The 21,485-nt window shown below is 47.6% G+C and carries 16 protein-coding genes; 6 read left to right on the forward strand and 10 right to left on the reverse strand.

Annotated features, from left to right (window positions below; all coding sequences use genetic code 11):
- Window positions 1-156: 156 nt before the first annotated feature.
- The 3 genes from KUA46_RS07385 (at window position 157) to KUA46_RS07395 (ending at window position 3,269) form a co-directional block, all read left to right on the forward strand.
- Window positions 157-1,626, forward strand: a complete 1,470-nt coding sequence (locus KUA46_RS07385) for a Do family serine endopeptidase (protein ID WP_217326852.1) — start codon at window positions 157-159, stop codon at window positions 1,624-1,626.
- Between the two features lie 184 nt (window positions 1,627-1,810).
- A complete protein-coding gene (locus tag KUA46_RS07390) occupies window positions 1,811-2,674 on the forward strand; it encodes a sigma-70 family RNA polymerase sigma factor (protein WP_022122021.1) in 864 nt (287 codons plus the stop codon).
- A gap of 61 nt (window positions 2,675-2,735) precedes the next feature.
- Entirely contained in the window at window positions 2,736-3,269 is a 534-nt protein-coding gene (locus KUA46_RS07395; RefSeq protein WP_147347167.1) for a hypothetical protein, read from the forward strand.
- Between the two features lie 108 nt (window positions 3,270-3,377).
- On the opposite strand, the gene KUA46_RS07400 is transcribed toward KUA46_RS07395, so the two are convergent.
- The 7 genes from KUA46_RS07400 to KUA46_RS07430 all read right to left on the reverse strand — a co-directional run bounded on the left by KUA46_RS07400 (window position 3,378) and on the right by KUA46_RS07430 (window position 11,641).
- Window positions 3,378-5,567, reverse strand: coding sequence for a S9 family peptidase (locus KUA46_RS07400; protein ID WP_218486947.1), 2,190 nt, complete (start codon window positions 5,565-5,567; stop codon window positions 3,378-3,380).
- A 3-nt stretch (window positions 5,568-5,570) separates the two neighbouring features.
- The gene (locus tag KUA46_RS07405) at window positions 5,571-6,350 is read right to left on the reverse strand and encodes a gliding motility protein GldB (RefSeq protein WP_288719024.1); all 780 of its coding nucleotides are present in this window, start codon (window positions 6,348-6,350) and stop codon (window positions 5,571-5,573) included.
- A gap of 259 nt (window positions 6,351-6,609) precedes the next feature.
- Entirely contained in the window at window positions 6,610-7,857 is a 1,248-nt protein-coding gene (locus tag KUA46_RS07410) for a DUF4861 domain-containing protein (RefSeq protein WP_118152878.1), read from the reverse strand.
- Window positions 7,858-7,889: 32 nt separating this feature from the next.
- Window positions 7,890-8,906: a glycosyltransferase family 2 protein gene (locus tag KUA46_RS07415; protein ID WP_218486946.1), complete on the reverse strand. Its 1,017-nt coding sequence runs from the start codon at window positions 8,904-8,906 to the stop codon at window positions 7,890-7,892.
- Between the two features lie 2 nt (window positions 8,907-8,908).
- Window positions 8,909-9,793 carry a TIGR01212 family radical SAM protein gene (locus tag KUA46_RS07420; protein ID WP_022122033.1) on the reverse strand — a complete coding sequence of 295 codons (885 nt, stop codon included), beginning with the start codon at window positions 9,791-9,793 and terminating at the stop codon, window positions 8,909-8,911.
- 53 nt (window positions 9,794-9,846) lie between these two features.
- Complete coding sequence (gene mtaB, locus KUA46_RS07425; RefSeq protein ID WP_218486945.1) at window positions 9,847-11,253, reverse strand: tRNA (N(6)-L-threonylcarbamoyladenosine(37)-C(2))-methylthiotransferase MtaB; 1,407 nt, start codon at window positions 11,251-11,253, stop codon at window positions 9,847-9,849.
- Window positions 11,254-11,470: 217 nt separating this feature from the next.
- Window positions 11,471-11,641: a PG1828 family lipoprotein gene (locus KUA46_RS07430; protein ID WP_218486944.1), complete on the reverse strand. Its 171-nt coding sequence runs from the start codon at window positions 11,639-11,641 to the stop codon at window positions 11,471-11,473.
- 402 nt (window positions 11,642-12,043) lie between these two features.
- Here KUA46_RS07430 and KUA46_RS07435 point away from each other — a divergent pair, with 402 nt between their 5' ends.
- On the forward strand, window positions 12,044-13,216 hold the full coding sequence (locus KUA46_RS07435) for an MFS transporter (protein WP_119229485.1): 1,173 nt from the start codon (window positions 12,044-12,046) through the stop codon (window positions 13,214-13,216).
- A gap of 101 nt (window positions 13,217-13,317) precedes the next feature.
- On the opposite strand, the gene KUA46_RS07440 is transcribed toward KUA46_RS07435, so the two are convergent.
- On the reverse strand, window positions 13,318-15,867 hold the full coding sequence (locus KUA46_RS07440) for a S9 family peptidase (protein WP_218486943.1): 2,550 nt from the start codon (window positions 15,865-15,867) through the stop codon (window positions 13,318-13,320).
- Between the two features lie 281 nt (window positions 15,868-16,148).
- Here KUA46_RS07440 and KUA46_RS07445 point away from each other — a divergent pair, with 281 nt between their 5' ends.
- Window positions 16,149-17,333 (forward strand): trans-sulfuration enzyme family protein, encoded by a 1,185-nt coding sequence (locus KUA46_RS07445; RefSeq protein WP_022122038.1) that lies wholly within the window; start codon window positions 16,149-16,151, stop codon window positions 17,331-17,333.
- A gap of 81 nt (window positions 17,334-17,414) precedes the next feature.
- Window positions 17,415-18,587 (forward strand): MalY/PatB family protein, encoded by a 1,173-nt coding sequence (locus KUA46_RS07450; protein ID WP_022122039.1) that lies wholly within the window; start codon window positions 17,415-17,417, stop codon window positions 18,585-18,587.
- 75 nt (window positions 18,588-18,662) lie between these two features.
- On the opposite strand, the gene KUA46_RS07455 is transcribed toward KUA46_RS07450, so the two are convergent.
- The gene (locus KUA46_RS07455; RefSeq protein ID WP_218486942.1) at window positions 18,663-20,849 is read right to left on the reverse strand and encodes a helix-turn-helix domain-containing protein; all 2,187 of its coding nucleotides are present in this window, start codon (window positions 20,847-20,849) and stop codon (window positions 18,663-18,665) included.
- 57 nt (window positions 20,850-20,906) lie between these two features.
- Window positions 20,907-21,428: a nitroreductase family protein gene (locus KUA46_RS07460; protein ID WP_153119284.1), complete on the reverse strand. Its 522-nt coding sequence runs from the start codon at window positions 21,426-21,428 to the stop codon at window positions 20,907-20,909.
- Window positions 21,429-21,485 lie beyond the last annotated feature (57 nt).

Raw genomic sequence — 21,485 nt, forward strand, 5'->3', positions numbered from 1 at the left:
CGGAATAAATTTATGCAGAGAATGAAGCGTATCTCAAAAAATGACCCTATATTTGCAACCGGAAAACAGAGCGATGCATGACAAGCTGACTTTTGGCATGATATTAGCTGCTGCAGTTCCAAGGAAAAGAAAAGTAAACAATAAAAAATAAGAAACATGAAAAAATTAAGTAATTATGTTGTGGCTGTGCTCTGCGTTGGTTCGCTCGCATTTTCAGCCGGTGCTTTCATGAAAGTAAATGCTTCACCTGCAGTTACCGCTGCGCCAGCAGGTCAGCCTGTAGACTTAACCTATGCTGCCGAGAAGGCGCTGCCTGCTGTAGTACATATTAAATACGTACAGAACTCGAAGGTGAAGACGGTAGATGTGCAGGACGACCCATTCGGAGGATTCTTCGACCCGTTCGGCTTCTTCGGCAACCCGGAACAGGGCAACGGAGGAACACGCAAGCAGAAAGTGCAGACTCCGAAGAGAGAGGCTACCGGTTCGGGCGTCATCATCAGTCAGGACGGTTACATTGTTACCAACAACCACGTGGTAGAAGGTGCTGACGAGCTGACCGTAACACTGAACGACAACCGTGAATTCTCTGCACGCATCATCGGAACCGACAAGACTACCGACCTCGCCCTCATCAAGGTAGACGGCAAGAACCTGCCTACCCTGCCTATCGCCGACAGCGACAAGGTGAAGGTGGGTGAATGGGTCATCGCCGTGGGCAACCCATTCGGACTGAACAATACGGTTACAGCCGGTATTATCTCTGCCAAGGCACGTTCACTCGGTGCCAACGGTGTAGAGAGTTTCATCCAGACCGATGCTGCCATCAACGCAGGTAACTCGGGCGGTGCACTCGTCAACACCCAGGGCGAACTGGTAGGCATCAACGCCATGCTCTATTCTCAGACCGGTTCTTACTCCGGCTACGGTTTCGCCATCCCTACCTCTATCATGAACAAGGTGGTAGACGACCTGAAGAAATACGGCAGCGTACAGCGCGTGATGCTGAGCATACAGGGAAGCGATGTGCTGAACTATATCAACGCCCAGAAGGAGAACGGCAAGGAAGTGAACCTGGGAACCAACGAGGGTGTTTACATTGCCAAGGTTGATGAAGACGGCAACGGTGCTGAGGCAGGACTGAAAGAAGGTGACGTGATTACCAAGGTTGACGGCAAGAAGGTGACCAAGATGGCTGAGCTGCAGGAAATCCTGAACGGCAAGCGCCCTGGCGACAAGATGAGCATCACCTATCTGCGCAACAAGAAGGCAAGCACCAAGACCATCACGCTGAAGAATGCCCAGGGTAATACTTCGGTTATCAAGAGTGCCGACCTTGACGTGCTCGGTGGCAGCTTCCGCCCTATTACTGAGAGCCAGAAGAACCAGCTCAACATCAAGTATGGTGTAGAGGTAATGAAGGTGAACAGCGGCGCCCTGAAGGATGGTGGCATTTCACGCGGTTTCATCATCCAGCGCATCAACGACAACAACATCAATACGATTGATGACCTGCAGAAGGTTGTAAAGAGTGCTTCTACCAGCAAGGACCCAGTGCTCTACATCCAGGGTATATGGCCAACAGGCAAGAAGGCTTACTTCGCTGTTCCGCTGCAGAAAGACTAAGGGTAAGCGTTTGAAGAGAAACGTCTCATGATTGAGTAGTGAAAAGGCATTTTTACTGCCAAAAAACTCAAGAAACAGACAAAAAACAATAAAATAGTAGGTATTTCTGAAAAATATCTACTATTTTTTTTGGTATTTAAACAAAAAAGTGTATTTTTGCAACTACTTAAAATTTGATGCCAGCATGAGACAATTAAAAATTACTCAGTCAATTACGAATCGCGCAAGCGCATCGTTAGAAAAATATCTTCAAGATATTGCTCATGAGGAGCTGCTCTCTACAGATGAAGAGGTGGAGCTCGCTCAGCGTATAAGAAAAGGTGACCGTAGGGCATTGGAGAGATTAACAAAAGCCAATCTCCGTTTCGTGGTGTCTGTTGCCAAACAGTACCAGAACCAAGGGCTCAGCTTGTCTGATCTTATCAACGAAGGAAATGTGGGGCTTATCAAAGCCGCACAGAAGTTTGATGAAACCCGAGGCTTTAAGTTTATCTCTTACGCCGTATGGTGGATTCGCCAGAGCATTCTGCAGGCCATAGCCGAGCAGAGCAGACTTGTGCGCCTTCCGCTCAACCAGGTGGGAAGCGTTAACAAGATTAACAGAGAGATGAGTAAGTTCGAACAGGAATTTGAACGCAAACCGAGTGTAGACGAAATAGCTGACCGCATAGACTTGCCGGAAGACAAGATAGAGGACGCCATGAAGGCTACATCGACAAGTCGCCACCTGAGCGTGGATGCGCCTTTTTCTGATGATGAAGATGGCAGCATGCTCGACCTGATGGCCAATTCGGATGATCCGACCGACAATGAACTGCTGGCAGAGTCGCTGAGAGCAGAAATAGAAAGACTGCTCGGCACGCTGCCGGACAAAGACCAGAAAATCATTGCTGCCTTCTATGGCATAGGAACACCTGAACTGACGCTCGAAGAAATCGGAACCAAGTATCATCTCACCAGGGAAAGAGTACGCCAGATTAAGGAAAAAACGATCAGGCGACTCCGGAACAAAACGACAGATAAACTGCTGAAGTCCTATCTGGGATAAGGAAAGATCCTGCATGACTGATGGGGCAGACAGCACAAAACAAAATAAGACAGAAAAAGAAATGAAAATTACAAAAATTGCATTAGCATCTATTGCATTAGCATGTTTCAGCTCGCTCTCTGCATCAGCCAAGAACGAAGTTAAGACTGCATACATCTTTGGATTTGCCTCGTCGTTTAATGACTCTACAGTCTATTTCACAGACGTTCAGAAGGTTGATTCTGCCTATTTCACCCGCAAGAACAAGTTTCTGGTTAGCCGCGAGAACTATTCATACCAGTTGCGCGACTATCTGGAGCAGAAAGGTGCCGGCAACCGCACGTGTATCGTGATGTTTGACTTCAACCAGAAGAAGGCTGAAAAGAAATGGAACAAGCTCTATGCAAGATACATTCAGAAGCCAAAGGCTAAGAAGGCAAAGAACGGACAGCAGATGAACGATGCGCCTAGCCCTTATCAGGTGAAGACCATCAACTCTACAGATTTTCATTTTTCATCTGTTCAGCCAAACGATGAAGAGGTTGAAGAGGTAAAAGTGAAGAAGGCTAAAAAAGCCAAGAAAGAAAAGCGCAGAAAAGGCGCTAAAAATGAATAAGAAATCAAACTTATCCTTACTCTGCAAAGTAAAAAGGAGAACATTAAATTAAGAAGCCATTCCCTTTCAGCCGGGAATGGCTTCACTTTTTTTATATCATATCATTTTCTACTTCAGATTCTGCTTGAACCAGTTAGCTATCTGGCGAAGCAGATGGTTACGGGTATTGCCACCCGAAATGCCGTGATTACGGTTCGTGTACCACAGGGTCTTGAAGTCCTTGTCTGCCTGAACCAAAGCCTCAGCATATTCGAAGGTATTCTGCGGATGCACATTGTCATCTGCCAATCCGTGACAGATAAGCAACGCACCATGCTGCTGCTTTACACGCTCGATAGGGTTCACCTTGTAACCCTCTTCGTTCTCCTTAGGAGTGCGCATGTAGCGCTCTGTATAAACCGAATCATAGAAGCGGTAGCAGGTAGGAGGAGCCACAGCCACACCTGCCTTGAACACAGGACGGCCCTCGCTCATACTCATCAGCGTATTGAAACCACCATAGCTCCAACCCCAAATGCCGATATTATCCTTGTCTACATAAGGCAGAGAACCCATGTAGAGAGCTGTCTCAACCTGATCTTTCGACTCTAAATCGCCCAGACGGAGATAAGTAGACTTCTCAAACTCAGCTCCTCTACCGCCTGTTCCACGACCATCTACGCAGGCAATGATGAAACCTTCCTGAGCAAGATAATAATCGAAAGCACCGCCATTGCCCATACTGCCCGTGCTCCATGAATCGAGCACCTGCTGGTTGCCCGGACCGGAATACTGGAAGAGGATGACAGGATACTTCTTGCTGGCGTCGAAATCTACAGGCTTCACCATCCAGCCGTCCAGTTTCACACCTTCGGAAGTGGTGAAAGAGAAAGTCTCGCGCTTGCCCCAATTATACTTCCGGGTCTTTTCGAGCAGCTGCTTGTTGTCTTCCAATGTCTTGATAAGCTTGCCCTTGTTGCTGCGTACGGTGAAGACATAAGGATGGCTGTAGCTGCTCCAGGTATTGACGAAATAGCGGTAATCGCCCGAGAAGTAAGCCGAGTTGGAACCAGCTGCATCAGTAAGGCGCTCCACCTTTCCGTTCTTATGAGCCACGTAAACCTGGCGGTCGTGCGCATTGAGCTTGGCAGCCTGGAAATAAACATCGCCCGTCTTCTCATCCATTCCGTAGATAGAGGTAACATCATAGTTGCCCTTCTCTACCTGGCGCAGGAGCTTGCCGTTCATATCATAGAGATAGAGATGCATGAAGCCGTCGCGGTCGCTAGGCAGCAGGATATTCTTCTTGCCCACGATGCTGTTTTCAATCACCTCTTCCTTTACAAACTTAGGCACGCTCTCCTTGATGAGCATCCTGCTCTTGCCGGTGAAAGGATTGACTGCATAGAGGCGCATGTCGTCCTGATGGCGGTTCATCGTATAGACAATCAGACTGTTGGCGTCTGGCGATGTCTTGACGCGTGGATAATAGCCGTCGGAATCTACAGGCACATCGAGCGCCACGGTCTTGCCGTTCTTCATATCATAACTCCAGAGGCTCACCTTAGAGTTGTCCTGTCCAGCCTTAGGATATTTATAGGAATATTCTCCCGGATAGTCGTGATACTCGCTATGGGTAGGATGAGAACCTTCGAACAGCTGCAGAGAATAAGTCTTTACGTGCGATTCGTCGAAGCGTATCCATCCGATGGCAGTTCCATCCGCATTCCATGCAAAGGCGCGGTTGAAGCTGAACTCCTCTTCGTAAACCCAATCAGGAATACCATTGATTACCTCGTTGAACTTACCGTCGCGGGTAATCTGGGTTTCCTTATCTCCATCGGTAACAAAGAGATTGTTATCCTTTACGAAGGCGATGTGGCGTGAATCAGGCGACCAGGTAGCCACCTGCTGGTTAACGCCCTGGGAAAGTTTCTTCAAACTCTTCTTAGCAATATCGTATACGAAATACTCTGCCTTGAACGAGCGGCGGTAAATAGCCTCGCGATGGGTCATGATAAGCAATTTCTTGCCATCAGGACTGATTACATAACCCTCAATCTGTTCGAAGGGAGCCTTGACTGCGTTCACATCGAAGAGGATGCTCATCTGCTTACCCGTCTTGAACGAATAACTGATAACCTGCTTGCCATCATTGCTGATAGAAGCGTACAAATCGGTGCCATCAATAGGGTTAATACCGGTAACATAAGAGGCAGCAAACTCGCCGGAGGTAATGGCCTTCAGGTCGAGTTTATCTGCAGCTTGCATTGCTGAAACCATCATGACAGTTGCAATAAAAACTGGAAATTTTTTCATGTGTTAATCTTTATGTAATGCCTCAATAGGCGAATAATCTTCATCCTTGAGCAGTTGTTCTACTGTTACTTTAGGGTTGCGCTTTACATAAGCGCAGATTGTCTTCACATACTTGGTCTTGAAAATCTCCTTGCCCATCGCCTTGTTGACAGCCCACATAATCTTGCCCATGTGCAGATCGCGGTCGAGCTGCGGACGGGTGTCGAACTGATCCATCGGATAGATGCTCAGCAGATAGAAGGTAAGGCAATCTGGCACAATATACTGGCGCGACATGGTGCTGCGCTGCTGTGGTGTATAGAATTTCTTGTAGAGCGGATAGTTTTCGCCCATGTATTTATCGAGCGAAATTCCTACTGAGTGCTGTCCTACTACGATGCTCTGGTCGAGAGCACCAATCTGGGCATAGAAACAAGGCTGCTGGAGCTCCGGAATCCAACTGTTCAGACGTGAGAAGGCTGTTTTCAACTGCTCGTTGATGTCTTCCATATTGGCAAATTCTGCCTCAGCATCGGCGATAAGTGCCTGCAGGGTAGAATCCTGATAGAACATGAGGAAACGGTTGCTGATATTGGCGTCGGTAATGGTGCCAAGCTGGAGCATTTTCTCTATCAGCGTACGGGTTTCTATCGGGTAATCGGTGTTCATCTGCTGCAGGGCTGAGAAATCACCGGTAGTAAGATATCTGCTTTCCAATCGGTCGTAACGCTGTACCGACAGGGGCACAGCCTCTCCTTCCTCGTTCGGCTTGAACTTAAACTCGCAGGCCGAACTGAGAAGCACGATTGCTAATATGACTATATAATTAAAAAACCTTTTCACGATAATTTACAAATCTTCGAGTTACGTCTGCAAAAATACTAAAAATTATTTAAATTACCAAGCTTTTTTGCTAAAAAATCATACGCATTCGCAAAAAAAATGGGTTTTTCTCTTAAAATTGTTTGCAAAATAGCCAGCAATGAGCAAAACGTAAGGCTTTTTTGCTCATTGCTGGCTATTTGCGCAGTTTTTCTGCTTATCGGATGATAAAAGAAACAGCTTATCGAATGATGACAGAAACTGAAACCTGAACCGGCTCTTCTATCTGCTTCTTCCAGGCTTTCAACCACTCATACCACTCCTTCTCGCCCTTGAAACCATAGGTTTCGTTGGCACTGGTATAAGCAAGCTTATAACTGAGCTGGCTGCCTGCAGGTTTCACTACCTGAGTATAGCAATCCTTATTGGCTGGCTGCTGACTTACCAGGGCTGACTGTGGCACATAAATGCCCAAGCCTACGGTCTCCAGCTTGTGCTTCCCATCGTCCTTGCCTGTTGGCCAATCGCTGCCGTAACAGCCTCGCAATCCCTTGCCATCAGCAAATTCGCTGGAACCCTTTACGTTGATGAGTCCTGTAGCAAACTGATAATCAGAAACATCCTTGTTGAAGAATACATCTACATCGAAATCGCGATGACCGGCATAGATGGTGTAACGGATGGTGGCATTGACAGGCTGCAAGCCCGGAGCCGGAACCCAACCCTTATCCACTACCTCGACGATGGCACGGAGCGGACCTTCTGAAATGACGCGCTGCTCCTGGTATTTCACGTTGTTGAACAGCACCTGGTCTTTACCGTCCCAGCCACGGAGCGCACCCAGTCCGTAGGTATTGCCTACCCAGAGGCAATCATCGCCCGAACCAGCCTGAATCTGCTCTTCTGAAGGATAGAACTGCGTATCCTGAACCACCAATCCCTTGTTGATTTTGCCATAAAGGTCGATGGTCTGACGATGGTCGAAATAAACACGCATGGCAATCAGTTCACTTTCGAAGCAGATGCCATGAGAATGGACGTAGTGATAAGGGTCCTTGGTTTTCTTATCAAACGAGATGCTGCGCAGATAAATATCCTGCCTGTTCTTAGCCAGTTTCCTGTTTCTGCTTGGCAGACAGAGTTCGGCAAAGGTACGAGCCGGATACTGTGCCTGCTCGCCCTCACGATAGAGATGCACCTGATAGGTCTTGGTTTCTTTCTTGCCCAAATCGGCAAGGAAACAGAGTTCATCGTTGGTACAATCGCGGTTGGTGTCGTCGAGCTGTGAAGGAATCTCCTTACCGTCAACGGTTACTACAGCGCGCTGAATGTCGCCGATAGCGCCCAACTTGCTGAGATCTACAACCACCGGAGCATCGGTTCTTGCCACCTTGGAAGGATTGGAAACCGACACCTGGAAATTAGCCTGCGCCTGGGCTGACAGAACCATCAGCGAAACCAGTGCCATCATCATTTGTTTTTTCATCATAGATTTTATTTTTAAGTTTGTTTATGAATAGTCTACAACTGCGAGAAGAGTTTCTTGCCCTTGGCGTAATATTGCCAGATGATAGAGAGATTGTAAACCTGCGGAATCTCCTCCTTCACCCTACTCGCCTGTATCTTTCTGCGATCTTCGTCAAACTCATGTTTCCATGCCTTGAAAGCCCTGCGCGCCTTGAAGATAGCCTTGAAGTCACCCCAGTTGCGATTCAGAACCAATGTCTCGAAAGCAGCAAGGTAATCCAGGAATCTACGCATACGCATCACATGAGTCAACTCCGTATCACTCAGATTCTTATAAAGCATGGTTAAATTATTTCTGAAATTCAGATAAGTCTTCATCGGATTGCTTTTCGGCAGGGTTCCACCACCCACATGATAAACCTCACTCTCAGGAATGCAGTAGATTTTTCTGCCCATCAGACGCAAGCGCCAGCAAAGATCTATCTCTTCATTATGGGCAAAGAAACGGCCGTCTAAACCGCCGGCAGTCCAATAATCCTTTGAGCGGATCATCATACAGGCACCCGTAGCCCACAAGATTTCCTGCTGGTAATCATACTGCCCGTTATCGCGCTCTACCGTATCAAAGATGCGGCCGCGACAGAACGGATAGCCGTATTTGTCGAGGAATCCGCCGCAAGCGCCAGCATACTCAAAACTGTCCTTATCGTATTCCGCAAGCAGCTTAGGCTGGCAGGCAGCCACCTGCTGATGCGAATCCATAAACTCGATGAGCGGTGTAAGCCAATGATGCGAAACCTCCACATCGCTATTCAGGAGCACGTAATATTCTGCATCTATCTGCTTCAAGGCACGGTTATAGCCTTCAGCAAAGCCGAAATTCTGCTCCAGCACGATGGTCTTCACCTGAGGAAACTGAGTCTCCAGAAGGTGCATCGAACCATCAGAAGAAGAATTGTCTGCCACCCAGATTTCAGCATCCTGACGGGAATATTCGATGACATTCGGAAGATACTTTGCCAGCATCTTCTGACCATTCCAGTTTAATATAACGATTGCTACTTTTCCCATATTTATTGTAAACTCTTTAATCTGTTATTCAGGAGATTGGTAAACTCATAGTTCTTGAGTCCCCATTTGGGAGCAATCAGCAGTTCTTTGGGCGACTGACTGACGAAGCGCTCCAGCACCAAATCCTTTCTGAGCAGACGGATGTATTTCACGATGACATCAATATACTCCTCTACCGTGTAAACATGAAAGGGATGCTCAGCATATTCCTGTGCCAGCCGGGTGCCCCTGATAATCTGCATCTGATGAATCTTGAGAATATCAAGCGGCAAGGAAGAGATGAGAGGAGCCTGGCGCAGACTTTCTTCCGCATCTTCTCCCGGCAAACCGATGATGATGTGGCCGCCCGTAAGGATTCCCCTGGCATGAGTACGCTCTACAGCACTACGGCAACAGGCAAAATCATGTCCACGGTTGATGCGTTTCAAGGTTTCATCATTGGCACTCTCAATGCCATATTCCACCAGCACGAAGGTTCGGCGGTTCAGTTCTTCCAGATAATCGAGCAATTCATCGCTCACACAATCCGGACGGGTTCCGATAACGATTCCCACCACATCTTCCACCTCAAGAGCCTCTTCATACATCTGCCTCAGTTGCTCCACCCTGGCGTATGTATTGGTATAAGCCTGAAAATAAGCCAGATATTTCATATCAGGATACTTCCTGCTGAAGAAAGCCTTTCCCTCCTCCAGCTGTTCAGTAATCGACTTTTTCCGGTCGCAATAGCTCGGATTGAAGGTGCGGTTGTCGCAATACGTACATCCGCCACTCGAAATCCTCCCATCTCTGTTAGGACATGAGAATCCCGCATCTATCGAAATCTTCTGAACACGAAAATCAGGAAACTGCTTCCGGATCCATGTTCCAAAATCGTTGTAATACATTGGACTTTGAACTTTATGATTAGCCCTATTAACTATAAACTATTAACTATCAACTAAAGAAGCTCTGCCTTCAGCGCCGTCTTATCGTGATTGAAATCACCCAGACGAACCTTGATAAGCTGGTTGTCGTATTCTTCCTTGGCGAGAGCCGGCGAAAGTTCTACACGGATATAGTTTTTGGTGAACCCATGCATTGCCTTGCCTCTTGGCGCCTTTTCAAAGAGAACCTCAGCCTCAGTACCGATGTATTGGGCATAGAATTCCTGCGTCTTCTGATCGCTCAACTCCAATAGTCGCTTGGAGCGCTTCTTCTTCTCCTTCTCGTCAACCACATACGGAATCTTCAAGGCAGCCGTGCCCGGACGCTCAGAATAAGGGAAGACATGGAGCTGGGTAACAGGCAGACTCTTCAGGAACTCATAGCATTCTTCAAAACACTCCGGAGTTTCGCCGCGACAGCCCACCATCACATCGACACCGATAAACGCATCAGGCATCTTCTCCTTGATAAGATTCACTTTGTGGGCGAAGAGCGCCTTGTCGTAACGGCGATGCATCAGCTTGAGCACCTCATCGCTTCCGCTCTGCAGAGGAATGTGGAAATGGGGCATAAAAGCACGGCTCTGGGCACAATACTCTATGAGATCATCATCACAGAGATCAGGCTCCAGACTCGAGATGCGGTAACGCTTGATTCCTTCTACCTGATCCATCGCCTTGACAAGGTCGATGAATCGCTCGTGGGTAGTCTGACCGAAATCGCCGATATTCACACCGGTAATGACGATTTCCTTACCGCCTTCAGCAGCCGCCTGCTCACATTGAGCCACAAGCGACTGGATACTCGGGTTGCGCGAATTGCCTCGGGCAAAAGGAATGGTGCAATAGGTGCAATAATAATTGCAGCCATCCTGCACCTTCAGGAAATAACGGGTACGGTTGCCACGCGAGCAAGAAGGCTGGAAAGTCTTGATTTCCTTTGTCTTCACGCTATAATGCTGATGAAGAGCCGCAGCATCGCCGTTCTGAGAACTTTCCTCATTGACGTTCTGAGGAGTCTGAGCAGCCAATCCGTTTTCCTGGGCAAATTTCTGCGCCCATGCATCGCTGAGATATTGAATCAAGTTCGCCTTCTCGTTAGCACCCAACACGAGGTCTACACCCTCTATCTTGCTGACATTCTCAGATTCGAGCTGCGCATAACAGCCCGTCACGATAACAAATGCGCCCGGATTGTTTCTCACCATCCGGTGGATAGCCTGACGGCATTTATGATCGGCAACTTCTGTTACCGAGCAGGTGTTAATCAGACAAATATCAGCTTTCTCCCCCTTTTTAGCAGTAATGACGCCCATGTCTTCGAGCATTTTGCCAAAAGTGGAAGTTTCAGAGAAGTTGAGTTTGCAGCCTAGCGTATAGTAAGCTGCCTTTTTACCTTGGAAGGCACTTGAATCTATCATATATTTATCTTTTTCTTTGGTTTCTTTTAAGCTTTTGCCCTTACAGGGCGCATTGATGATTGCTTTCATCCCCAGGGTGTTGCCCTGGGCTAGGAGCTTCTGCCCCTTCAGGGCGTTCTCCCCCAAAAAGACCTTAGGGTCTATAAAACGAAAAAAGCCGCTAGACCGAAGTCCAGCGGTTGTTTCTCTCATTTTTTCGTTCGCAAGTAATTTCAAATTACTTAGCAGAATCAGCAGCAGCTGTATCAGCAGCAGCAGTGTCAGCAGCAGTTGTATCTACCTGAGCTGTGTCAGAATCAACAGAAGCTGTGTTCTGAGCTGTTTTGTTACCACATGATGCGAAAGAGATAGCTGCGATAGCTACGAACATAAAAACTAATTTCTTCATTTTCTTTGCTTTTTTAAAATCTGTAAAACAATCATTTGTTCTTTTGAACGATGCAAAGGTAAGCATTTTTTTGATACGTTGTTCTTTTTTTTGCGATTTTTTTTTAGGTGATTTTGTAACAAAATTACAAATCGCTATAAATCAGATACTTACAAAGTGCTAACAAAGGTTAAAGTTTTTAGTGTGCTCGGAAACAGCCTAATTTTAACACTTTTCGGTGTTTTTTAGCGTAACAAGGGTGCGCGCCAACACCTCTTCAGAGCAGCACTATATACATATAATAAGGTACGCGCGCGAGGGAAAGAACAGAAGATTTTCCCAAGAAATCGTCCCCAAAAACTTTGATTGCCGAGAATTTTTTCGTAACTTTGCACTCAAAACAAAGAAACAAACAGACAGAAAATGATACAGCTAAAAGAAAATCAGGGCATTCCCCGCAGCATTCTCCTGATGATGGCTATCGTCGCAGGACTCACCGTAGCCAACTGCTACTACAATCAGCCGCTTCTCGAACTCATCCGCCACGACCTGGATATTACCGAGCAGAAGGCTAACCTCATCACCGTCATTACCCAGATAGGTTATGCGCTGGGCTTATTCTTCCTCATTCCCTTGGGCGACATGCTTTCGCGCAAGAAACTCATCCTTGTCAATATGACCATTGCTGCATTGATGGCTATCGTGATGGCTGCAGCGCAAAACGTTTGGATGCTCTGGGGAGCTTCACTGCTGATTGGCGCCTGTTCGGTGATTCCGCAGTTCTTCATTCCGATAGCCGGACAGTTTTCGGAACCCAAGAACAAGAGCAGGAATATGGGCATTGTACTCTCCGGACTGCTGACGGGCATTCTCGCCTCACGAGTCATCAGCGGTTACATCGGCGAATGGCTGGGATGGCGGGAGATGTTTATCATAGCTGCTTTCGTGATGGTGTTTTGCATGGGAATCATGCTGCTGATGATGCCTGAAATGAAGCGCAACTATGTAGGAACCTACAGAGGGCTGATGACCACGATAGCAGAAATTTTCTTTTTCCATTCTTCTATCCGCATCTATTCCACCCGTGCAGCCTTCGGGTTCGGCAGTATGATGGCAATATGGTCTTGTCTGGCGTTCCATCTGGCGCAGCCACCTTTCAGCGCAGGAAGTGATATGGTAGGAATGCTCGGACTTTGCGGAATCATGGGAGCCGTTGCTGCCAGTGGTGTGGGAAAACTGATTCCTAGGTTTGGCATTCGAAAATTCAATCTGTTCGGAGCAGGAATGCAGATCATTGCCTGGGCAATAGCCTTGCTTTTCGGCGACACTTACGCCGGACTCATCGCAGCCATTATCCTGGTTGACATCGGTCTGCAATGTCAGCAGCTCAGCAATCAGAGTGGTTGTCTGCAGGAGGTTCCGCAGGCTTCCAACCGCGCCAACACCATCTTCATGACCAGCTATTTCATCGGTGGTTCGCTAGGCACTTTCTGTGCCGGTTACGTCTGGACGCAAGCCGACTGGCTCGGTGTCTGCATCGTAGGAATTGCTTTCGCCATGATTTCCCTGCTTATCACGCTAAACTGCAAGAAATAAACATATAAAAGAAAAGAGATTATATTCGCCTTGTTTTTAGGGAATATAATCTCTTTTTTATTTGATAGAGACTGAAGTTGGCATTTTTGCCGAAGCTTCAACTACATCTTTTCATCTCCGTACATTTCTGTCCACCAGGAAGCATCATCCTGAAGCCATTTGGCAAACCAGGCAAAGATGGTGTTCTGCCATTTCAGTCGCTTCTCGTAGTCGATGATGTGATGATCCTGACCATCTACCAATACCATCGCCGTAGGACGGCCAAGGAGTTTCAGCGCTGTATAGAGCTGGATACTCTCGCCCACAGGCACATTATTATCTGCCGTGCCGTGAACAAACAGCAGCGGAGTATGAATCTTGTCGGCATTATAGAGCGGACTCTGATCTACAAAGAGATGCTTGTTGGTCCAAGGATATTCGTTCGCCATAGAAACTTCGCTGTAGCTGTAGCCCCAATAGCCCTCACCCCAATAGCTGGTATGGTCGCTGATGCCTGCATGCGAGATGGCAGCTGCAAAGAGGTCGGTCTTGGTCTGAAGATACTGGGTCATGAATCCGCCGTAGCTGGCACCGATGCAACCAATCTTCTTGCGGTTTACGAAAGCATGCTCATCGCAGAAAGCCTGGGTGCTGGAGATGATATCTTCAGCCACTCCCTCGCCTGCCGTATCTACATGGCGGGCTGAGAATTTCTGACCGAATCCGGTGGCTCCACTAGGATTCACAACCAGCACTACATAGCCCATCGCTGCATAAACATGATGAGGATAACGGCTCTGGAACATGCGGCTCGTAGGACTGCATCCGCCATAATAGTTCACTATCATCGGATACTTCTTGGCAGCATCAAAATGAGGTGGCAGATAGTAACGGCAGCAAAGGGTGTCGCCTCTTGAATTGACAAAATTCCAAGCCTTGCATTCGCCCAGTTCAACATCCTTCAGTTCGCGCGCACTCAAATCGTCAACCAATTGCGATTTCAGCACCTTCGTATTCATCTTATAGAGTCGGTCGGCATTGGATGCACTCTGACCGGAGAAAGCCATTTCTGCTGCAGAAGATGCAAGCGAGAAACTCTTGATGTACTCTTCAGGAGTCTTGAGAAGCGTAAACTTGCCCGATTTTGGATTGAGTTGGAAGAGGTGCACGCAGTCTTTATCTTCAGCTGTAAAATAGATGTTTCCATCAGCCTTGCTCCATTCCACACTCTGCACGTTCGGATTGAAATCCCTGGTCAGCGGACGAACCTTCTTATCCGACAAGGTCATCAGATAGAGCTGGGTGTCGATCATGCTAGGCGTCTGTCCTTCTTCCACATTCTTTCCAATGCCGTTGAAAGCTTCTGGCGAAGCGCTCACGAGAATGCTCTTGCCATCTGGCGAGAACTGGGCGCTGTTCAGAAATTCACCCTTCTCTATCAGGGTTTCTACCTTTGGCGTTGTGGCTGAAGAAGTATTCATACTGCCCAAATCCAGGCGGTAGAATGATGTCAGGGTTGTAGGACGCTTGGTGAGTCGTTCCTCTCCCTTTCCTATCAGCAGATAACGCGAATCGGCAGAAATATCCATCAGATAGATGTTGTGGTAACCGAAGGTGAGCGGCTGGAGAATGCCCGATGCAAGATCATATTTGGCGAGATTGCTGCGCTCGCGCCAACCAGGCTGTCTGTCTTCCGGTTCTTTTACATCATAAACTTGCGGATCTTTTTTTCTGCCTTCAGTAGTGAGCGTATAGATGAGCGTTTTTTCATCGGGTGTAAACTGGAACCAGCCTTCAGGAAGATGGCTAGCCAGCACTTCGCGCTCCATCGTCAGCGGATTGATGGTGATGAGCTGCAATGTGCCATCCTGCTTTTCTTCTCCGGCAATACTGCTGTCGCTCGCCTTCTGCGTGAAATACAGTTTATTGCTTGAAGGCATCCATTTTACGTTCTCCTCAAATGTAGCCATCACTCTGTTAGTCTGAGAGTTGCGCAATTCGCTAATGCTATGGTTATTACCTTTTCTATCTACCCAGGTTTTCCGAACTACGATAAACTTTCCGTTTGGTGAGATAGAAACACTCGGATAGTTGGGCGCACAAATCACATCATAGATGTTATAGGCGCGCTTGGCTGCCGCATCGCCTACAGAAAGCGGAGCACCGTTGGCTGCGGTTACGGTCAACTTGATAGATTTCTTATCAGAAGATGCATTCTTCCGGGTAAGATATTTGATGACAACCGTATGCTGCGAAGGAGTCAGGATGGTTTCAGCCTTATCGCCGTTCACCGCTACCTGTTCGCCGTCTACAAACAGGCGGTATTGCTCCAATCCTTCTATCGCGATGGTTGCTTTGGTGCGCTGGGTGTTAGAAACGCAGAAAGAAGCCAGATGGAGCGCATCCTGCTTGTCGGCAAGGAGTTGGGCTGCAGTCACCTCCTTGCCTTTATTTAATAAGGTGAAAGACAGCGGCGAATCGAGCAACTGCTTAAGGTCGAACACTTCGCCTTTGATGTTCACACTGTCAGCCATCCAAGGCTGTGCTACGGCATAGGGGCCTGCATATTTCAGCGTTTTCACCTCTATGGTTTCGGCACTGGCAGAGATTGAAGCCATCAGGGCAGCTGCCAGCAGTCCACTTTTTGTTGTTTTCAGAATCAGTTTATTCATAAATATCCTTATTTTTGTTTTTGGTGCGAAATTACAAATAAAATTCGAGATAAACGAATATTTCTGTTACAATTTGCTCTTTTTGCTGCATTTTTGCCATACAAATGTTATCTTTAAGTTAATCGGATGAGCCAATAGGTTATTGTTGGGTTAAACCCCTCTCCAACGAGTTGCAATGCATAAAAAGCATTCGCAACTCGTTTTTTTTTATGCAATTTATTGTCTATTTGATTTCTTTTTTGTACTTTTGCACGAAAAATATCACATAAAATAACAGAATGATGAAGAAACAGACTCAAGCTATTCATTTGGAATATGAGCGCCGCGATGCATACGACTCGCTGAGCGTGCCAGTATATAACACCCTTGCCTACGAATTCGACAATGCTGCCGTCATGGCTGAAGCATTCACCGACAAGATCAAGGCTCCAGATTATTCGCGCGTAGAGAACCCTACGGTAACCAACCTGGAGCGCCGTGTGGCAGCCCTCACCGATGCTGCTCATGCCACCGCCTTCAACTCAGGAATGGCAGCCATCAGCAACACCCTCATGGCGCTGGCAGCACAAGGCAAAAATATTGTTACATCCAAGCATCTCTTCGGCAATACTTATGCCCTGCTCGTAGCCACTCTGCGCCGTTTTGGTGTAAAGGTGCGTTTGCGCGATTTGACCAATATCGAAGCCGTGCGCGAAGCCATTGATGATGACACCTGCTGCGTATTTCTCGAAATCCTGACCAACCCGCAGCTGGAAGTTGCTGACTTGAAAGCCATCTCTGAAGTGGCACATGAAAAAAATGTACCTTTGGTGGTGGATTCTACCGTAATTCCTTTCACACAATTCTCGGCTAAGAGTCTGGGAGTAGATATTGAGGTGGTTTCCAGTTCTAAATATGTAAGCGGCGGTGCTACTTCGCTCGGCGGTCTGGTTATCGACTACGGTACTCCTTACAACGGCGATTTCGCCAAGCGTCTTTATGGAGAAATGCTCTTCAATTTCGGTGCCTATATGACCCCACAGGTGGCTTATATGCAGACCATCGGACTTGAAACGCTCGATGCTCGCTATCGTGTACAGAGCAGCAATGCCTTGGAGCTTGCCAAGAAGCTGCGCTCTCTGCCTCAGATAAAATTAGTAAACTATGTGGGTCTGGAGGATAATCCTTATCACGAGTTGGCGCAGCGCCAGTTTGGAAAAACTGCGGGAGCCATGATCTGCATCGACCTGGAGAGCAAGGAAGCCTGCTTCAGTTTTCTGAACAATCTGAAGCTCATCCATCGCGCCACCAACCTCTTCGACAACCGTTCGCTCGCCATCCATCCGGCAAGCACCATCTTCGGAGCATTCTCTGAGAGCATGCGCAAGTCGATGGACGTGAAAGACACCACTATCCGATTGAGCATCGGCTTGGAAGATGTGGATGATCTCTTCGAAGACATCAAGCAGGCGGTTGATAGTTTATAATTGATAGTTTATAGTTAATAGGGCTGAGTAAAAAGGGCTAATCATAAAGTTCAATGTTCAAAGCTCAAAGTTCAAAGTAAAATGTACAATTTCGATAAAGTCATAGACCGTTCGGGCAGCGACGACCTGAAGCATGGCGCCCTGTTGCCTCGTTGGGGGCGAGATGATTTGCTGCCACTCTGGGTAGCTGATATGGATTTCGAGACCCCATCTTTCATTACAGATGCCCTCAAGGCACGTCTGGAACACTCTCTTTTCGGCTACACGATGGAGCCGGAAGATTACCTTCCTAGCATCATCGACTGGGTTCGCGACCACCACCAGTGGGATGTGAAGCGAGAGTGGATAAGATTCATTCCTGGTATTGTTAAAGGCATCGGACTCGTGGTGAATGTCTTCACCCAGCCTGACGAAAAAGTCATCATCCAGCCACCCGTTTATCACCCATTCCGCCTCACCCCAGAGGGTAATGGCAGAGAGGTGGTCTTCAATCCGCTGAAGATGAGGGAAGACGGATATTACGAGATGGATTTCGAAAATCTCGAGAAGGTTTGCGATGAGAAATGCAAGATTCTCATCCTCTGCAATCCTCATAATCCGGGCGGTATTACCTGGAGCAAGGAAACCCTGCAGCAGCTTGCCGACTTCTGCTATGAGCACCATCTGCTCGTTATCAGCGATGAGATTCATGCGGATATGGCGCTCTTCGGTCACAAGCACATCCCGTTTGCTTCGGTTTCAGACAAGGCACGCAACATCAGCATCACCTTCCAGGCTCCTTCCAAAACCTTCAATATAGCTGGAATTGTGAACAGCTACGCCATTATTCCAAACGAAGATATTCGGAATAAGTTTTATAAATGGTTAAGCGCAAACGAGTTGGATGAGCCAACCCTCTTTGCTCCTATCGCCACTATCGCAGCCTTCCGCAAGGGAGAAGAATGGCGCAAGGCGATGCTTGCCTATATTGAGGACAATATCCGGTTCGTAGAAGATTACTGCCGTGAACATATTCCGGGCATTCGCCCTTTGCGTCCACAGGCTTCCTTCCTCGTATGGCTCAACTGCCGTGATCTGCATCTTTCTCACGATGCACTTCTCGACCTATTCATCGACAAGGCGCATCTGGCATTGAATGATGGAGAGATGTTCGGTCCTGGCGGAGAAGGATTCATGCGATTGAATGTAGCTGCACCAAGAAGTATTATCAAACAGGCTTTGCAGCAGCTGGAAGAGGCTGTGAGCCAACTCTAGATAATTTTTAAAAAAATAGCCGTAACTACTGCAAATATAGTTACGGCTATTATCATAATATGGCGGAAGAATGCTTTATTCCCCCTCCATCAAATCATGAACCAGTTTGATTTCGTAATACTCAATACCGGCTCCCAGGGCTTCCTTTATTTCACTAAAAAGCTCCAATTCTGGATGAGCCTTCATGAAATCACGGATTTTCTTTTCATGGGCACTTGAAATCAGCGCCCGCAGTCCAATCTTTCCTTCTTTCACATAAGGAGTAAGATGACCAATAATGGTGCCTTTTGTATAGCCCCGCTTAGCAGCAATCTGATCTACCGTCATTCCCTGCATATAGAAATCATAACTTACCTCCTTCGAAGCGACTTTCGGCACCTTCGGTTCATTCGGTTTCTTCTGTCTCCTTGACTTTCTGCCCGAACCGCTATCTGATGAGGCATCTGCATCCAACAGCAAGAACTGCGCCTTCTTTTTCAGATAATCTGTTACCGTGAATTCTGCACTACATTCATACTTCAAAAGCCGTTCTTTTAATTTTACATCCTCTGAGAAAACAGAGAAGCGGTCTTCAAACTGTTTCCTAGCTACCTTGTTGTCTGTATCAAGATTCGACTTTCTGATTAAATCACTCAGAATGCCGATTTTGTCAAGAAAATACATAGCTCCCTTATGAATACGGTCTTGCAGCTCAGCCTGTCTTACATCAGGATTCCGGGCAAGCATACCCGTATACTGCACACGGAATTTATCCGATACGGCTATCAGACTCTTCAGCACCACCCGCAGCTTCTGATACTCGCTTACCACGCGCGGATATTTACCATTAAAAAACTCTACCAGGCAGCGCATCAGATGCTCATAGCTGGCTCTGATGGAATAAAAATCGAAGAGTTCGCTGATGCAATAAATGATGTATTGCAGCTCCAGGCTGCTGATTTGCTCCTGACTAGGCGCAGCAAGCTGGCTGGTGAATGCATCCACCGTCTGACTGCTGATAATGGCTCCGCGAGAAAGCGGTTGACTGAGCACCATGCCCTCCAAAGTCTTGCAGCGGCTCAGCGCCACATAGGTCTGACCATGGGTAAAAGAATGAGAAGCATCGATGATGGCATGTTCGAAAGTAAGCCCCTGACTCTTGTGGATAGTTATCGCCCACGCCAGACGCAGAGGATACTGCATGAATTTTCCTTCCACCGTCTCCTCTATCTCCTTGGTTTTCTCGTTCAGCGTATATTTCGCATTGGTCCACTCCATTTTCTCCAGGTCAAACTCCTCGCCCGAATCCTTACTGCGAACGGTAATCTTGCTGCCATCATCATCGGTCCTAACCCCTATCACCTCGCCTATCATACCATTATAAAAACGGTGCTGCGGGTCGTTCTTGATGAACATCACCTGTGCTCCCGGCTTCAATGTGAGCTTGAAATCGGCCGGATAAGATGTTTCCGGGAAATCGCCCTCTATATCTGCTGTAAAAGAAAATGACTGCGCAGGCAAGGCAGCAAGCTGCTGTTCGTTGATATACTGGGCAGGCGCATTATGGGTGGTAAGCCGGATATAATTGCCCTCCTTTGGTGGTACAAAATTTGGAATATAGCGCTGGTTCAGAGCCTGCAGCGTAGCTTCAGAAGCCTTGTTCTCCCTAATCTGGTTGAGCAGCGAGATAAACTGTTCATCCTGCTGCCTGTACACTTTTTTAAGTTCGATGGTGAGATAACCCACCTGCTTCAGAGCGTTGCTGCTGAAGAAGAAAGGAGTATCATAATGCTGCCCCAGCAGATGCTCTTCCTGTGGCGTAACCACGGGTGCCAACTGCTGCAAATCGCCTATCATCAGGAGCTGCACACCACCGAAAGGCAAATCGTGGCGCTTGCGATACTGGCGAAGCACAGAATCTACAGCATCGAGCAGATCGCTGCGCACCATACTGATTTCGTCGATAACGAGCAGGTCGATACTGCGGATGATATTGCGCTTGAGCTTGCTGAACTGATAGCGTTTCTGTTCGCCGCTGCCAAAGGTCGTGCCCGGCACGTATGGCGAGAAGGGAAGCTGGAAGAACGAATGGATGGTCATTCCTCCGGCGTTGATGGCAGCAATGCCCGTAGGAGCAAGCACAATCATTCGTTTTGGCGACAGTTCTTTCAATCGCTTGAGGAAGGTCGTCTTACCTGTGCCCGCCTTTCCAGTAAGGAAGAGGTTGGCATTTGTCTTTTCTATGATATTCCATGCCAGGATGGATTCTTCGTTCATTTCCATACAGCTTCTTTTTATACCAGTTTTTATAACAGCTCTAGATTTCTTCTTATATCAGAACTAGATTTCTTCCGTGATTTCGCTCATCTCCTTACGCTTCTTCTCAGCGCGTGGACAGTCTTCAGCAATATGACCTACAGGGATAATTACCACCGCCTCATAGCCCTCGCGCGAAAAGAACTGCTGCATCTTCGCCGTATCGTAATTGCAGACCCAGCAGGTGCCCAGTCCCTTTTCGGTGGCAGCCAGACAGAGATGCTCTGCCGCTATCGCCACATCAATATCGCCATGCGGTTTCTCATCATATCTGCGCACCCAGTTCTCATTCACGTTTTTCATACCTATAATATATATAGGAGCCGTCTTGAACCATTCGCGGTCGTAGCAATCCTGCAGTTTCTTCTTCGCCTCTTCTGAGCGCACGATGAGCCAGCGCCAAGGCTGCCTGTTCACTGCCGATGGTGCCAGGCGTACACACTCCATGATATAGTCCAGATCCTCCTGGCTCACCGCCTCCGGAGTAAACTTGCGAGCCGAAAAACGCTCCTGGCTCAATGCCAACATGTTATTCTTATGATTCATATCGTTCAGTTTTATGATGTTTCAATACTAGCTTATGACCACAAAGGTAAGAATAAA

Origin of the sequence: Segatella copri (genome assembly GCF_019249765.2) — a bacterium.
Lineage (GTDB): Bacteria > Bacteroidota > Bacteroidia > Bacteroidales > Bacteroidaceae > Prevotella > Prevotella copri_K.